This is a genomic window from Haloplanus sp. GCM10025708 (assembly GCF_042663985.1).
GTDB lineage: Archaea > Halobacteriota > Halobacteria > Halobacteriales > Haloferacaceae > Salinirarus > Salinirarus marinus.
The window spans coordinates 2122963-2138945 of the sequence record NZ_JBHSZA010000011.1 but is presented as its reverse complement, the minus strand read 5'-3'; the positions used below and the strand labels follow the sequence as shown (position 1 = coordinate 2138945).

Below are 15983 nucleotides of genomic sequence, written 5' to 3'. Positions count from 1 at the left end.
GATCTGACAAACCCAGGCTTATTATCGTCGCTCGTGAGTGACGTGGTATGGCTCCTGCCATCACGAGTATCACCTGTACGGAGTTCAGCTACCCGCTCGAGGACGTCGCGTCCCACGGCCGCGGCGGCGGCGCTGCCTACACGCCCGGTGAGAGCATCGACCGGCGCGTCTTCGCCATCCAGATAGACACCGACGTCGGCGTCGCCGGCGAGTACATCGCCTCACACTCGCCGCCGGACCACGCCCTCGCACAGATTCGGATGATGGCCGACTATCTGGTGGGTCAGAATCCGCTGGAGCGCGAGCGCCACTGGAGCGAACTCCAGCGCGCGCTCCGCAAGTACGATCGGATGGGACTCGGGCCCGTCGACATCGCCCTCTGGGACTTCGCCGGGAAGTATTACGACGCGCCGATCCACGAACTGCTGGGCACGTACCGAACGCGCCTCCCGGCCTACGCCTCGACGTACATGGGCGACCAGAACGGCGGGCTGGACTCGCCGGCGGCGTACGCCGACTTCGCCGAGGAGTGTCTGGAGATGGGCTACCCCGCGTTCAAGGTCCACGGCTGGGGCGGCACCGACGAACGCCGCGACATCGACCGGGAGGTAGCGACGGTCCTCGAACTGGGGGAGCGAGTGGGCGACGAGATGGACCTGATGCTGGATCCGGCCTGCGAGTACGAGACGTTCGCCGACGCCCTCGAAGTCGGGAAGGCCTGCGACGAGGCAGACTTCCTCTGGTACGAGGACCCCTACCGAGAGGGTGGACTCTCCCAACACGGCCACCGGACGCTCCGCGAGCGGATCGACACGCCCCTCCTGCAGGGCGAACACCTCCGCGGTCTCCCTCCAGACGGATTTCGTCGCCAGCGAATCGACGGACTTCGTCCGCGCGGACCCCGAGTACGACGGCGGTATCACCGGCGCGATGAAGATCGCTCGCGTCGCCGAGGGGTTCGGCCTCGATGTGGAGTATCACGCGACATGTCCCGCGCGGCGACACTGCATGGCGGCGACGCGCAACACCAACTACTACGAAGTCGCGCTGGTCCACCCGAACTGCCCGGCGACGCGCCACGTTCCGGCCTACGACGGTGGCTACTCGGAGCGACTCGACTGCATCGATTCGGACGGCACCGTCCCCGTTCCGGACGACCCCGGACTCGGCGTCGACATCGACTGGTCGTACGTCGCGGACAACGCCATCGAGAAAACGGTGTACGAGTGATCGACCGGGAGACGCCCGCTCAGGTGTAATCGGGCTCTCGCCCCTCGCTGATGGCGTCGATGCTCTCGCGGAAGTCGGGGTGATCGAAACACTGGTAGTCGAGCAGGTAGCGGAACTCGTTGCTCTCGTCGAGCGATTTGCCCTCGCTGGCTTTGAACGCCCGCTTGGTCTGTTCGAGCGCGTGGGGGCTTTTCTCGGCGATCGGGTCGACGATCTCTTCCGTGGCGGCGTCGAGTTCCGCCCGGTCGACGAGGCGGTTGTAGACGTCGGCTTCGAAGGCCTTGGACGCGGCGAGGTCGTTCCCGGTGAAACAGAGTTCGCGCACGAGCGCGTCGCTGAGGTTCTTCGAGAGGCGTTCGAACGGCGGGACGAGAGCGACGTTGATCTCGCCCAGCGTGAGCGAGGCGTCGTGGCAGGCCACCCGGATGTCGGAGGCGAGGGCGATCTCGGCCCCGAGTCCGACGGCCGCGCCGTTTAGCTTCGCCACCACCGGCACCTCGCAGGTCTCGATGGCCCGTTTCACCTCGTCGGTGGTGCGGATGTACTCCAGTTCGGCGGCCGGGTCGTCGGCGCGCGCGCCGAACTCCTCGAAGTCCGCGCCGGCACAGAAGGTGTCCCCGCTGCCGGTGAGGACGACGACGCGGACGGCGTCGCGGGCGGCCGTCTCGCGGACAACGTCGCGCACCTCCTCGACCATCGCCATCGACATCGCGTTTTTCACCTCGGGCCGGTCGAACGTGATCGTCGCTCGGTGCGCGTCGGGTCGAACGTCTACTGCTACCGTCATTCGCCCCTCGGTTTACGACGGGGGACCATAAACTCTAGTCCCAGACGACGAACGCGACGACGAGGGTCACCGCGAGGCCGACGAACGTGATGCCGGCCGTTCCGAGGAAGGCCAGTTGCAACGACAGTCGGTCGGCGACGACGCCGAGGACGACGGGGCTGACGGCCCCGCCCAGCGCCGTCGACGTGTTCGTGACCGCAAAGAGGGTCCCGCTCTCCTCGGCGGACGTCGCTTCGGCGGTCAGGGCGTTGACGGCGGGATAGAGCGAGTACATAGAGATGCCGAGGACGGCGAAGACGACGGGGAGCAGGAGGCGGTCGATGGGGACGTAGACGAGCGCGCCGACGAGGAGCGTCGCGACGAGAAAGCAGGCGGCGGTGAACATCGTGCGGTCGACCTCGTCGACGACGTAGCCCGCGAGCATCGACGTCGCGCCGGCGGCGACCATCATCACCGAGAGCATGGTGTTGCCGAAGACGGAACTCGTCCCGAGGACGTCGATGACGAAGACGGGCGTGAACGTCTGAATCGCCCGGAGTTCGGCACCGGCGACGAAAAACAGAACGGCGAGGACGAGGACGGTCCGGGAGCGGAAATACCGGAGGGAGCTGGCGGCCGTCTCTCGCAGTTCGAGCTCCGCCTCGCGCAGGTCCGCGGGGAGGGCGGCGAGCGATCGTCCGCCGACGGTGATACGGGGAGAGAGGCGCGGGTAGGCGACGTGGAGGAGGACGGCGTAGCCGAAGCCGACGGCGGCGGAAGTAAGCAGCGCGGTCCGCCAGTCGGCGGCGACGGCGACGGTCGTGAGGAGGATGGGGGCGCTGACCGACCCGAGGTTGCCGAGCATGCTGTGGATGCCCATACTCCGACCGTACGTCGTGTCGGACTCCACGTCGCTGATGAGCGCCATCCCGGTCGGGTGGTAGGTGCTCCCGCCGAGGCCGGCGATGGCCATCCCGAGGACCATCAGCGGATAGTCGGTGGCGACGGCGGTGAGGGCGATTCCGAGCGAGAGGACGACCATCCCGCCGGAGAGGAGATACCGCGGGTCGTAGCGGTCTTTCAGTTTGCCGACGGGCAACTGGACGATCGAGTACATCGCGAAGTAGACGAACACGAGGAGGCTCGCGTCGGCGTAGGCGATAGAGAGGTCGGAGACGACGAACGGCAACAGCGGCGGGATGACGATGCTGAAAAACTCGTTCATCCCGTGGGTGAACCCGATCAACGAGATGAACCGCGGGTTGTCGATGCGGACGAGCGATCGAACCGAATTCGCGAGGCGCGTACTCACAGGTATCACTACGATAGATGACGACTCCGTCACTTAAGCGTGAACACTGCGGCAACGACGCTCCCGTCGCCGAAACGTTGATTGCGTCTCCCGGTGGGTGTCCGGTCATGCCACGGGACCCACGCGTGCTCGTTCTCCACGAGCTACCGGCGGAGACGACCGAAGGAATCGACGACCTGACCGACGCGATTCGGCGCGAACTTCCGGACGTCCGGCTCGACGTCGCCGAGGATTACGCCGACGGCGTCCGGCGCGTCACGGACGCCGACGTCGTCGTCTCACACACGCCGACGGGGGAGCTGCTGGACGAAGCCGACGGCCTCCGGTGGATACAGGGTCTCAGTGCCGGCGTCGACCACTACGACGTCGACCGGATGCGCGAGATGGGGATCGCGGTGACGACGGCGTCGGGGGCGAACGCCAACGCCGTCGCCGAGACGACGATGGGGTACGTGCTGACGTTCGAACGGGAGCTCCACCACAGTATCCGACAGGCGCGGGAAGCCGAGTGGCGACTCCGGATCGGGGGCGAACTCCGGGACAAGACCGTCGGCTTGCTCGGCGTCGGCGCGATCGGGAGTCGCGTCGCCGAACTCGCCGACGCGTTCGACATGACCGTCCTCGGGATGAAGCGGAACCTCGACGACGCGCCCGCCGCCGTCGACGACCTGTTCGCGCCGGACGAACTCCACGCCCTCCTCGGTCGGTCGGATTACGTCGTCGTCGCGTGTCCGCTCACCGAGGAGACGCGCAATCTCCTCACTATCAAGGAGTTCACGTCGATGAAACGCGACGCCGTCCTCGTCAACGTCGCGCGCGGCGAGATCGTGAACCAGCGCCACCTCGAAGCGGCCGTCCAGCGGGGGTTCATCGGCGGTGCGGCCCTCGACGTCTTCGAGACGGAGCCGTTACCCTCCGACTCGCCGCTGTGGACGCACTCGGACGTCGTCGTCACGCCCCACTCCGCGGGCGCGAGTTCGAACTATCTCGCCGGCTGTGCCGAGGTGTTCGCCGAGAACTACCGCCTGTTCGTCGAGGGGCGGGCCGACGAGATGCGCAATCGCGTCGTTTAGCGCTCGTGTGAGCGCCGGTTCAGGAGCGACTCGGTTTCGAGGACTTCCTCGACCGGAAACGCCCGTTCGAGCGCCTCCTTCGTGAGTTCGACGCCGTCGGGCGACGTGTTCGCGACGATGTCGGTCGCGGCGGCGCGGACCGTCTCGTCCAGTTCGTCGGGGTCGCAGGCGGCGGCGACGAGGCCGACGTCTTCGGCTTCCGTCGCCGAGAGGTCGCGCCGGGTGAAGAGGAGTTCCCGCGCCCGGCCGTCGCCGACGACGAGCGGGAGGAGGCGGGTCGACGCGTTGGTCGGCGTGACGCCGAGTTCCGTCTCCGGGAGGCGGAAGGTCGTCCCGTGGGCGGCGTACCGCAGGTCGAACGAGAGCGCGAGTTCGAAGCCGCCGCCGACGACGTAGCCGTGAAGTTTGCCGATGACGACGCCGGAGAACGCGCGAACCGCGCGGGTCGCGTCCTGGAAGTTGTCGATGCGTTCGACGCCGCTGTCCTCGTCTACGTCGGCACCCGAGCTGAACGACTCGCCCGCGCCCTCGACGACGAGGACCCGACAGTCGCCGTCGGCGTCGCGGACGGCGTCGGCGAAGTCGGCGAGGAGGTCGGTGGTCAGTGCGTTGTGGCGGTCCGGTCGATTCAGGACGAGTCGGCGGACACCGTCGTCTCCGTGGCGGGTTTCGAGGTGTGCCATGGCCGAGACAGGCAGCCGTCCGGTATATACCCTGGGGCATAGTTTCAAGTCCGTCCCTTCCGAGGTAAGGACGATGACGACGAGCAAGCGCTACTACCAGGACTTCGCCGTCGGCGACGCCGCGGAGTCGTCCGTCGCCCGAACGGTGAGCGAATCCGACGTGTACTCGATGGCCGGCCTGACGGGGAGTTACAACCCCCTGCACACGGACAAGGAGTACATGAAAGAGACCGAATTCGAACGCCCCATCGTCCAGAACACGCTTCTCATCACTCTGATGGAGGGGTTGAGCAAGCGCATTCCGGAGTGGGACCCGGACATCGTCGCCGCCTACGGCCGCGAAGGCTACCGGTTCGTCAACCCGGTCTTCGTCGACGACACCGTCCACCTGGAGGCCGAGGTCGTCGACAAGCGCGAGAAGGAAGGCGGTCGGGGGATCGTCTCGTTCAAACACGACCTCTACAACCAGGACGACTCGCTCGTCGCGACCGGCGAGTATCTCCTGCTCCTCGAAGCGACGCCGGAGTGAGCGGGCAGAGAAACGCACGGACGCCCCGCCGCGAACGCCCCGCTCGTCCGGCGTTCGCGCCGACGAAATCAACTAAATTTTACTTCTTCGATACGATCTGGAATCCCGCGGAAATACGCCAGTATTCGCCGTATATGGATCTATTCTATATTATCGAATTTCATTTTACTATATTTCTACTATAATCATGCCGAGAATAATTTATTTGCTAAACTAGAATTTCGGAGTTAATACGCGACAGCGACTGTGTCTGGTCGCGAGCGGTCGAAGAAAAATTCGGTATCGTGTGCGGTTCAGTCGTCCGCGGGCGCGGCACCGCTGCCGGACTGGTGGCGCTGTTTCGTGAGCGTCAGTTTGCCGCCGGCGGCGAGGATCTCGCGTTCGCGCTCGGAGGCCTCGAGTTCGGCGGTCGCCTCCCAGTCGTCGTTGACGCGGACGGTGAACTCCTCTTTCCCGTTCGCGACGGCCTCGGCGATGTCGTCGACGACTTCGATGTCGTCGCCCTGCTCGATCTTCTCGTAGGTGTCCTCGTCGATGGTGAGCGGGAGGATGCCGAAGTTGAACAGGTTCGCCTTGTGGATGCGGGCGAAGCTCCGTGCGAGGACGCTCTCGATGCCGAGATACATCGGACACATCGCGGCGTGTTCGCGCGAGGAGCCCTGCCCGTAGTTCTCGCCGGCGACGAGGAGGCCGCCGTCGGCCTCGCGGGCGCGGTCCGCGAACGTCTCGTCGACGCGCGAGAGGGTGAAATCGGAGAGGCGCTCGATGTTCGAGCGGAACTTGAGGATGTCCGACGTGGCCGGGATGATGTGGTCCGTCGTAATGTTGTCCTCCATCTTGAGGAGCGCCTCACCCGCGATGTCGGATCCGAGCGGGTCCTTCAGCGGCACGTCGCCGATGTTCGGGCCCTTGATGAGTTCGTCGTCGATTGCCTCCTCGGGTTCGATGATGTCGGCTTTCCCCGCGTCGTACTTGTCGGGGAGTTCGACGCCGGGGGCTTCGAGGTCGTCGAGTTCGTCCGCGAGGTCGCGCGGATCGACGATCTCGCCGGCGATCGCCGCGGCCGCGGCGACTTCCGGCGAGCAGAGGTAGACGTTGTCGTCCTCGATGCCGGAGCGACCCTCGAAGTTGCGGTTGAACGTTCGGACCGAGACGGAGTTGGAGGCGGGTACGTGGCCGATGCCGATACACGGGCCACAGGTCGCCTCGCTCACGTTGACGCCGGCGGCCATCATCTCGGCCGTCCAGCCCCCGCGAGCGAGGAGTTCGCTGGCCTGCTTGGAGCCGGGGGCGACGATCATGTCGGTCGATTTGGCCACTTCGCGGCCCTCGACCATCTTCGCCGCCGGGAGGATGTCCTCGTAGCCGCCGTTCGTACAGGAGCCGACGATGACCTGTTCGACGTCGGTGCCGGCCACTTCGCGGACGGGTACGACGTTGTCGGGCATCGACGGCTGCGCGATGAGCGGTTCGAGGTCCGAGAGGTCGACGACGATCTCGTCGGCGTACTCGGCGTCCTCGTCGGGGGCGAGTTCGACGTACTTGTCCCCTCGGCCCTGCCGTTCGAGGTAGTCTTTGGTCTGCTCGTCCGTCGGGAAGATGCTGGAGGTAGCGCCGAGTTCGGTCCCCATGTTCGTGATGGTGGTCCGTTCGGGGACCGTGAGCGACTCGACGCCCGGCCCGGTGTATTCGAACACCTTGCCGACGCCGCCTTTCACGGAGAGCCGGCGAAGCAACTCGAGGATGACGTCCTTCGCGGAGGCCCAGTCGGGGAGTTCGCCTTCGAGGCGGACGTTGACGACTTCCGGCATCTCGACGAAGTACGCCCCGCCGCCCATGGCGACGGCGACGTCGAGGCCGCCCGCGCCGATGGCGAGTTCGCCGAGGCCGCCGGGCGTCGGCGTGTGCGAGTCCGACCCGAGCATCGTCTTGCCGGGAGCCGCGAAGTTCTCCTTGTGGACGTTGTGACAGATACCGTTGCCGGGGCGGGAGAAGTACGCGCCGTAGGTCCCGGCCGCAGAGCGGAGGAAGCGGTGGTCGTCGGTGTTCTTGAAGTCGAACTGGTAGGTCTGGTGGTCGCAGTACTGCGCGGCGAGGTCGGTCTGGACTTCGTCCATCTCCAGCGCTTCGAACTGGAGCCAGACCATCGTCCCCGTCGTGTCCTGTGTCAGCACCTGATCGATCTCGATGCCGATCTCCTCTCCGGGTTCGAGTTCGCCCTCGACGAGATGGTCGTCGAGAATTTTTTCGGTAAGCGTCTGTCCCATAACGTCCGTTCGTCGGGCTTGCTCGGATATAAATCCCGTGTGTTTCCCCTTCGATAAACCATGATAAACGGGCGCTATCCTGCAATTCTTGCGCGTTCGCGGGTGTGACGTCGGATCGGAACGGCCGCCCTGTGGCCCGGTCGCGTCGCTCCCTGTCGGCAACGTTTTGACGACGCGTTCGACTGGTCGAATATGTTCCGCGCCGGCACGTTCGTCGCCGACCACGTCCGTCCGCTGACCGCCGACCAGGTCCAGCCCAACGGCGTCGATTTACGCCTCGACGCCGTCTTCGAACAGGTCGAGCCGGGCCGCATCGACCGGGAGGAAAGACCGTCGGCGACCGCCGCGAAGTGGACGCCGACGACGGCGTCTACCGCCTCGACGCCGGCGGCTACGTCGCCCGCTACGCCGAGACGGTCCACATTCCCGAGGGCCACGTCGGCTTCGTCTACCCGCGGTCGTCGCTCATGCGCAACTCCGGTATGCTCAACACTGCCGTCTGGGACGCCGGCTACGAGGGACGGGGCGAGGGACTGATGCAGGTCCACCACCCGATCAGGATACAGGCGGGCGCGCGCATCGCGCAACTGGTCCTCGCGAAGGCCGACCACGACGACACGTACGACGGGGACTACCAGGCCGAGAACGTCTAGACGTGTCGCTTCTGTTCCGCTTCCCGGAGTTCGACGCGCCGGATCTTGCCGCTGGAGGTTTTGGGTAGCTCCGGGATGAACTCGATCCGGCGGGGGTATTTGTAGGGGGCCGTCTCGGCTTTCATGTACTCCTGGAGCTCCGCCGCGAGGTCGTCGCTCCCCTCGTAGCCGTCGGCGAGGACGACGTACGCCTTGACGACGTTCCCGCGTTCCTCGTGCGGACTCGCGACGGCGGCCGCCTCGGCGACGGCGGCGTGGCCGACGAGGGCGTCTTCCACCTCGAAGGGGCCGATGCGGTAGCCCGCCGAGATGATGATGTCGTCGGCACGGCCCTCGAAGAAGAAGTAGCCGTCCTCGTCCACCGATGCGAGGTCGCCGGTGCGGTAGTAGTCGCCGCCGAACGTGCGCGCGTCGTACTCGGGCTTTTCGTAGTAGCCGTCGAAGATGCCCGGACAGTCGACGGGGACGGCGATCTCCCCGATTTCGCCCGGCGCGGCCTCCGTCTCCTCGTCGGTGTCGATGACGGTCGTCCCCATCCCGGGGGCGGGTTTGCCCATACTCCCCGGCTTCACGTCGATGCCGGGGTAGTTGGTGACGAGGGCGACGGTCTCGGTCTGGCCGTAGCCGTCTCGCGGCGTCACGCCGAACGCCGCCTCGAACGCCTCGATGGGTTCGCGATTGAGCGGTTCGCCCGCCGACACCGCTTCGGTGAGCGACAGGTCGTACGATTCGAGGTCGATCTGCGTGAACATCCGGTACTGCGTCGGAACCGCACAGAGCCGGGTCACGCCCTCTTCTGCCATCAAATCGAGAAACGTCTCGGGGTCGAACTCCCCGTCGTAGACGAACTGCGGCGCGCCCGTGGTGAGGCCGACGCCGACCGGGCTCCAGAACCACTTGGCCCACCCCGTTCCCGTCGTCGCCCACATGAGTTCGCCCGAGAAATCCGTCTCCCGCGTGTACCCCCACCAGTACGGCCCGTTGACGCGTTCGAAACAGCGCATCCACCGGTGGCGGTGGAGGACGGGTTTCGGCTGGCCGGTGGTGCCGCTGGTGTAGTTGATGGACATCGGGTCCGACGCGCCGAGTTCGGGGCCGTCGTGGCGCTCGCTCCGCCCGGCGAGCAGGTCGGCGTACGACTCCCACCCTCCTTTCCGCCGTCGAGGACGATCCGCGTCGCGAGGGGCGTGTCGTCGATGACGGGGTCGACCATCTCCGTCAGCGAGTCGTGACAGACGACGGCCGTCGCCTCGCAGTCCGTCGCGCGGAACTCGACGTCGCTGGCCGTGAGCATCGGCGAACACGGGACGACCACCGCTCCCCGTTTCAGGACGCCCAACTGGACGGCGAAGGCGTCGGGGTGGCGGGGGAACAGATGCATCACGCGGTCACCGCTCCCGACGCCTACCTCGGCGAGAGCGTTGGCGAAGCGGTTCATGTTCGCCCGCAGGTCCGCGTACGTCCGCTCGACGCGGGCGCCGTCCTCGTCGCGGAAGCGAACGGCGAGGCGGTCCCCGAAGGCGTCGGCGTGCGATTCTATCGTCGACGGGAGCGTGTAGTCGTCCGGGACGTCCCACTCGAACTCCGTCCGTGCTTCCTCGTAGGCGGTAGCCATACCCGAAAGTGTACAACTGACTGAAACATATATGTTGTGCTAACGCGTGTCATGGGGTTTGTACGCCCGGCGTTCGCTACAGGCGGAGTCGAGAGAGGCCGGCCGTGCCTGCGGCACGGTGACGGCTACAGATCGGATTCGCCGGACCGAGACGTCGTCACGAACACGCGGCGTTCCTCGAAGAGGAACTCGTCGAGCAGCGCGGTCACGAAGACGAGCGCTTGCAGGCCGAAGTACAGCCAGAGCGTGAACGGGGCGAGATACTCGAGGGGTGGTGGTCCAGGCCGGCCATCGCGTCGCGGAGGAAGATCAGATACGCGACGAAGACGGGGGCGACCGGAAGCAGCAGCCACAGGACCCAGTCGTTCGTCAGGTACGTCAGGGTGGGCACCCCGCGGACGAGGTACCAGCCTGGAAGCGGGAGGAGGAAAACGAGCAGTGCGGGGACGATCGCGTACGCGAACGTGAACGTGGCATCGATCTTCGACCGCGGCGACACCGTCGACGCGGTCGGCAACGACGTGAGGTAGCATTTCGCCACTTGCATCCACCCTCGCGCCCACCGCTTGCGTTGGCTCCACCACGATCGGAGGGTCGGTGGGTTCTCCTCGTAGGAGATGATTCCCGGATCGACGCGGAGTCGCTTCCCGGCGGCGTGAATCCTCGTCGACATGTCGATGTCCTCGACCAACATCTCCTCGTCGAACAGGCCGACTTCCTCGAACACGTCGGCCCGGAAGAACACCTGACCGCCGCCGAAGACCGTGAACCCACCGAGCCGTTCCCGACCGTAGAGGTCGGCCATTTCGGCGATGTGCCGTTCGACGGTCGCGTGGAGGCTCACGAGCGACTCGGCGGGGTTCTTGCCGTAACACCGGCCCTGAACACACCACGTCTCCTCGTCGTGGAGAAACCACGACACGGCCCGTCGGATCGCGTCGGGCTTGAGTCGGTGATCGGCGTCGATCTGGCCGACGATGTCGCCCGTCGTGAACTGGAGGGCGTAGTTGACGGCCCGCGCTTTCGCGCCTTCGGGATCGTCGTGTTCGATGGCCCTCACGTGTGCGTACTCCGCCGCCGCTGCTTCGGCGATGTCGGCCGTCTCGTCGGTCGATTCGGCTTCGTAACAGATGATGAGATCGAGTTTGTCCGTCGGATAGTCACCCCGATTGACCGCGTCGATCGTGTCGGCGAGGACCGGCCCCTCGTTGTACGCGGGGACGACGATCGAGACGGTCGGGAGCGTGACGTCGGCGGGGAGCGAGGGGACGGTCGGCCACGAAAGCGACAGGATCGACCCGAGCACCGCTCGGCCGATGAGCAGGTAGAGCGAAACGAGCACGAACGTGTGGACCACGTCCGAATACCCACCGAACAAGAAATCGGGAAGCAGCCACGCACCGACGAGGAGGCCCGTACTCACCAGATAGATGGCGGTTTTGCTGCGGGATCGATCGATCTCTTCCAGCGGCCGGGAATTCATGGGGGAAGTCGACTCTGGTAATGAGTTAAAAGTATGGGAGGCGGACGCGACGGCCGATTCGCCGATGCGAACGCGGAGCCGCCACAGCACCGGGTCGCTTCGACGGGGTTATTTGCCGCGTCGCCCCCGCGTGGTACACATGACGGGACGCGTTGGGTCGAGTTCTCGGGCGGCAGGTGTCGTCCCGGAGGGTCGTCGCCGGCGTCCGGAGGGTCGTCGCCGACGTCCGGAGGGTCGCTACCGATGAGGTTCGTCCTCGCGATCGGCAGTACCGCCACTGCGCGCATCGACGGTATCAGCGCGGCAGGCGCGACCCCCGACCTGATGGTCCACACGCCCAGCGCGGACGCGGAGATCCTCACGTACGGACGGCCGACCCACGCGCCGGTCGCGCCCGTGAGCCCCTCCGGCTGTCCGACCCCGGCGGTCGTGACCCGTGCAGCGCGCGAACTGCTCGGATTCGACGTCGCCGTCGTCGACGCGGGGACGGCGAGCACGACGACCGCACCGACGGTCGGGCTCCCCGGAGAGGCGGGTGCCGACGTTCGCGCTGCCGCGGCCGTCCCGGCGGCAGCGGCGAAATTCGACGCCGCCCGGGCGTACGGGTCGTCACTCCCCGACAGTGAACTCGTCCTTGCGGAGACGATTCCCGGCGGGACGACGACGGCGATGGGGGTCCTGACGGCGCTCGGCGAACGCGCTCGGGTGTCCTCGTCGTTCTCGGACAACCCGACGCGCCTCAAGCGGGCCGTCGTGTCCGAAGCACTCGACGCGAGCGACCTCTCGCCCGGCGGTGCCGCCGGTGACCCGCTCGGGGCCGTGCGTGACGTGGGTGACCCCGTACTCGCCGCGCTCGCGGGGCTGACGGTGGGGGCGCTGGAGACCGGCACGGACGTCACGCTCGGCGGCGGGACGCAGATGAGTGCCGTGGCGGCACTCGTCCGTCACTTCGGGCTCACCGAGACGGTGACCCAGGCGACGACTTCGTTCGTCGCGGCCGACGACACCGCGGCCGTTCGCGCCCTCGCGGACGCGCTCGACGTCGACCTGCTCGTGACGGATCCCGAGTTCGCCGGATCCGACCACCCCGCGATGGACGCCTACGTCCGTGGCGAAGCCAAGGAGGGCGTCGGTATGGGCGGCGCTCTCGCCCTGACGGCGGGGACACTCACCGACACGCCGACCCCGCCCATGCGCGCCCTGCGTAACCGAGTCGTCACCGTGTACGACCGCCTGCTCTCGACCGCACCGGACGACCATCCAGCGACGGACGCCGTCGGAAGCGCCTCGGAGTGACGACCGGGCGGCCGGACGTCGTGCAGTGTGGACGCTATTCGTCGGCGACGCCGACCGCCCGAACCGGAGCGCCGTCGCCGCCGAGTGCGAGCGGGTAGGCACGCAACTCGAATCGCTCGGGGACGCGCTCCAGGCCGGTGAGGTTCTCGAAGACGAGGCAGTCGTTGCCGAGCAGCTCGTGGTGTGCCTCGAAACCCGTCGGTTCGTCGCTCCCGCTCCGCGGCGACGGCGTCGGATCGGGATTCAGCGTGTCCACGCCGACGTCGTATCCGCGTTCCGCACACCGACGGGCGGTTTCGGGCGCGACGTACGGATGATCGAGATACCGATCGGTCCCCCAGTGGTCGTCCCAGCCGGTGTGGAAGGCGACGCATTCGACGTCGGTTTCGGGGACGCGCTCCGGCGGAATCGCGTCGCGCGCGCCGAGGTCGCGACAGTCCACTCGGACCGTCTCCAGCACGAATCGGTCGATCGGGAACGCGTCGAGGCCGTCCCCGTCCGGTTCCGTGTGGGTGGGCGCGTCGACGTGCGTGCCGGTGTGGCTCCCACACTCGATCGACGTCACCCGGTAGCCGTCCGCCTCGAACACGGCCGTCGGCGAGAGTCGTACCTCGGGATCGTCCGGAAACGTCTGCATCCCGTCGGCGAGTCGCTGCGAGAGATCGTACACGCGGAGTCGGTCTCTCGGCCGACGTAAAACGGTACTTCTCCCGGCGGCACGGCTATCCACGGCGTGACCGGTGACACGCAACTCCCCCGCGAACGTCGCTTCGAGCGCTCTTCCCTGCTGCCTGTGGACCGGACCGGGCCGCGTCCCTGAAGTGGCCGACGTCCGTACGCGACCGGCGAACGCAGCACGGACCCGAAGAGGACGTACGTGACCGGTATTTGATCGTTCGAACGGGGATACTCTCATCCCAATATTATCACGAACCAGATGACCTGATGACATATTTTCATTGGCTTAAAACCGCGGAGAAGTATCTATGCCGCGTCTCTGCCAGGATTCTCGCTACCGAAGCACTAGAAACCTTAACATACGTTTATACCGGGCTGCCAGTGATATACCGGAGAATGTTGTCGGCGAAGATATGTATATCAACGTGTGTTAGAGTATTGTTGTCGCATGCCATGGGATGAAAATTGGCGGCGTGCGGATCGAATGGACGCATCGGAACTAGAGTACGAACTTTTCCGAAATAAACAAGCTTGGAAAATCTGTTTCTACTTCTCGATCCTTCCGATAATCCATTTCGTTCTCCTTCACACGGTCGGGAAAGAGCCAGTCTTGATCGCTGGCTGGCCGCTCCTGCTCTGGGAAATAGTCGCTGTCGCCCTGGCCTACGTCGTCGGCCTGTATATCCTCATCAGGCTCCCTGAGAAACGGAAATTCGACGAAACCGATCAGGAGGTGTCGGAATGACGTCGCCCACGGTCCTGCAGTTGCTTCCGACGGACATCGCGAATATCATCCAGGCGAACTACACGACCATTACGGCCGTCCTCGTCCTCTATATCTGTCTCTTCTTGGTTCTGACGTATCTCGCAAACCGGGATCGCAAGGGAAGTCTGGTCGATTACTCGGTCGCGTCCCGGACCGTCGGCGTGTTAGTGACGACGCTCACGCTGTTCGCGACGATCAATAGCGGCGTTGGATTGGCCGGGTTCCCGGGAACGATCTACACTGTCGGGGCTCCGTTCACGGTAATGGCCATAACGGGCTTCGCGATCGGATCGGGTCTCATCTGGTATTTCGGCCGTCGAATCTGGATCCTCGGCCGGGAATACAACTACGTCACACCCGGGGATTTGCTCGGGGAGTACTACCAGAGTGACACGGTTCGGGTCTACACGGTCGTCGTTAGTTTGCTCTTCAACATCACCTACTCGGTGGCACAGTTGACTGCCGGGGGCATTCTAATACACGTCCTTTCCGGCGGCGTCGTCGCCGTGGATACGGGAGTGATCATCGTCGCAGCGGTGATCGTGCTCCACGTCATCACTACCGGATACCGGGGTATCGCGTGGCTCGACACCCTCAATGGAGCCATCATGCTGATCGTACTGAGCGCGTTCTTGGTCGGCATTTACCTCCATGGCGGCGGGTTCTCCGACGTCATTACCGCCATCGGTGATGACACGAACGCGTTCATTACAGTACCCGGCTCCGTCGGTGCGTTCCCGGTCTTCAACATCTACGGTACCGGTATCGGGTTCTTAACGTCCCTCGCCGTCATGACGCCGGCCGCGTGGCTTCGATTCTACGGCTCCGACGAACGGGATAGCTTCGTCGGCCTCGGAATGGGGATCTTGCTCGCGTTCGCCTTCGTGAACATCATCATCTTCTGGATCGGTGCCTACGGGAGAGTGGTCTTCCCGAACCTCGAAAATCCGGACTTCGTCTCCTCGCTGTTGGCGTTCGAGATTCTCCCGATCTATCTCGCGGCGCTGTTCCTGATCGCGCTGCTCGCTGCAATAATCTCGACTACGGACTCGTATATACACGCTCTCTCGGTCACCGTCGGGCGCGACTTCGTTCGAGCACTTATCAAAGAGGACCTGTCCGACCGAGAGGAGTTGATTACCGACTACCTCATCGTCCTTCTGGCCGGGGTGGTCGCTGTAATCATCGCCTTGAATTACCGAGGGCTAATCGTCCCGATCGCCGTGTTCGGCTCGGGGATCGCGATCCACTTAATGCCCATAACGTTCGGTGCGGTAGCCTGGCCACGGGCCTCACCCGAAGCCGCTATCGTCGCCCCGGCGGTCGGTTTGGCTTTCACGTTCGTTTGGGAGTTAGGAGTGGTGAACAATCCGCTGTCGCCGAGCGGAATCCGGGGTCTCTTCCTCGCACTGCTCCTGAACATGGCCGTGTTCGTCGCGGTGAGCTACGCCACGCAACCCGCGTCGAAGGACAAGATCGAGAAGTTCCACGGACTTCTCGACAGGGAGCTCTAATCGGCCCGTCTCTGCCGGGGATAGTTCCTCTGGATTTGCCATTTCTTTCGTTCGCGAGGATACAGGTCTATCAAGGGGTATGTTGCTGACAACATAACATCTAAGACGGGGCGGGTGT

11 protein-coding genes and 3 pseudogenes are annotated in these 15983 nt (G+C 65.3%); 7 read left to right on the top strand and 7 right to left on the bottom strand.

Annotated features, from left to right (window positions below):
- Positions 1-47: 47 nt before the first annotated feature.
- Positions 48-1230, top strand: a pseudogene (locus ACFQJD_RS15125) (enolase C-terminal domain-like protein).
- Between the two features lie 19 nt (positions 1231-1249).
- Here the strand turns inward: ACFQJD_RS15125 and ACFQJD_RS15120 are convergent.
- Positions 1250-2017, bottom strand: a complete 768-nt coding sequence (locus ACFQJD_RS15120) for an enoyl-CoA hydratase/isomerase family protein (RefSeq protein WP_379799332.1) — start codon at positions 2015-2017, stop codon at positions 1250-1252.
- Between the two features lie 34 nt (positions 2018-2051).
- Positions 2052-3308: an MFS transporter gene (locus ACFQJD_RS15115; protein WP_379799330.1), complete on the bottom strand. Its 1257-nt coding sequence runs from the start codon at positions 3306-3308 to the stop codon at positions 2052-2054.
- A 107-nt stretch (positions 3309-3415) separates the two neighbouring features.
- On the opposite strand from ACFQJD_RS15115, the gene ACFQJD_RS15110 reads away from it, so the two are divergent.
- A complete protein-coding gene (locus tag ACFQJD_RS15110; RefSeq protein ID WP_379799328.1) occupies positions 3416-4381 on the top strand; it encodes a D-2-hydroxyacid dehydrogenase in 966 nt (321 codons plus the stop codon).
- Here the strand turns inward: ACFQJD_RS15110 and ACFQJD_RS15105 are convergent.
- On the bottom strand, positions 4378-5064 hold the full coding sequence (locus ACFQJD_RS15105) for an enoyl-CoA hydratase/isomerase family protein (protein ID WP_379799326.1): 687 nt from the start codon (positions 5062-5064) through the stop codon (positions 4378-4380). The two genes, ACFQJD_RS15110 and ACFQJD_RS15105, sit on opposite strands and share 4 nt — an antisense overlap.
- Positions 5065-5137: 73 nt before the next feature.
- Here ACFQJD_RS15105 and ACFQJD_RS15100 point away from each other — a divergent pair, with 73 nt between their 5' ends.
- Entirely contained in the window at positions 5138-5593 is a 456-nt protein-coding gene (locus ACFQJD_RS15100; RefSeq protein ID WP_379799324.1) for a MaoC/PaaZ C-terminal domain-containing protein, read from the top strand.
- Positions 5594-5886: 293 nt separating this feature from the next.
- Here ACFQJD_RS15100 and ACFQJD_RS15095 read toward each other — a convergent pair whose 3' ends face one another.
- A complete protein-coding gene (locus ACFQJD_RS15095) occupies positions 5887-7860 on the bottom strand; it encodes an aconitate hydratase (protein ID WP_379799322.1) in 1974 nt (657 codons plus the stop codon).
- Between the two features lie 192 nt (positions 7861-8052).
- Here ACFQJD_RS15095 and ACFQJD_RS15090 point away from each other — a divergent pair.
- Positions 8053-8513 (top strand): annotated as a pseudogene (locus tag ACFQJD_RS15090) (deoxyuridine 5'-triphosphate nucleotidohydrolase).
- On the opposite strand, the pseudogene ACFQJD_RS15085 reads toward ACFQJD_RS15090, so the two are convergent.
- Together ACFQJD_RS15085 and ACFQJD_RS15080 are read right to left on the bottom strand one after the other, a co-directional pair.
- Positions 8510-10128 (bottom strand): annotated as a pseudogene (locus tag ACFQJD_RS15085) (acyl-CoA synthetase). The pseudogenes ACFQJD_RS15090 and ACFQJD_RS15085 sit on opposite strands and share 4 nt — an antisense overlap.
- A 205-nt stretch (positions 10129-10333) precedes the next feature.
- On the bottom strand, positions 10334-11611 hold the full coding sequence (locus ACFQJD_RS15080; protein WP_379799319.1) for a glycosyltransferase: 1278 nt from the start codon (positions 11609-11611) through the stop codon (positions 10334-10336).
- 243 nt (positions 11612-11854) lie between these two features.
- On the opposite strand from ACFQJD_RS15080, the gene ACFQJD_RS15075 reads away from it, so the two are divergent.
- Complete coding sequence (locus tag ACFQJD_RS15075; RefSeq protein ID WP_379799317.1) at positions 11855-12907, top strand: nicotinate-nucleotide--dimethylbenzimidazole phosphoribosyltransferase; 1053 nt, start codon at positions 11855-11857, stop codon at positions 12905-12907.
- Between the two features lie 34 nt (positions 12908-12941).
- Here the strand turns inward: ACFQJD_RS15075 and ACFQJD_RS15070 are convergent, their stop codons facing one another.
- Complete coding sequence (locus tag ACFQJD_RS15070; protein WP_379799315.1) at positions 12942-13577, bottom strand: cyclase family protein; 636 nt, start codon at positions 13575-13577, stop codon at positions 12942-12944.
- A 492-nt stretch (positions 13578-14069) separates the two neighbouring features.
- Here ACFQJD_RS15070 and ACFQJD_RS15065 point away from each other — a divergent pair, with 492 nt between their 5' ends.
- Together ACFQJD_RS15065 and ACFQJD_RS15060 are read left to right on the top strand one after the other, a co-directional pair.
- The gene (locus tag ACFQJD_RS15065) at positions 14070-14330 is read left to right on the top strand and encodes a hypothetical protein (protein WP_379799313.1); all 261 of its coding nucleotides are present in this window, start codon (positions 14070-14072) and stop codon (positions 14328-14330) included.
- Positions 14327-15865 (top strand): sodium:solute symporter family protein, encoded by a 1539-nt coding sequence (locus ACFQJD_RS15060; protein WP_379799310.1) that lies wholly within the window; start codon positions 14327-14329, stop codon positions 15863-15865. The genes ACFQJD_RS15065 and ACFQJD_RS15060 overlap by 4 nt, the downstream gene beginning before the upstream one ends.
- The last annotated feature ends 118 nt before the right edge of the window (positions 15866-15983 follow it).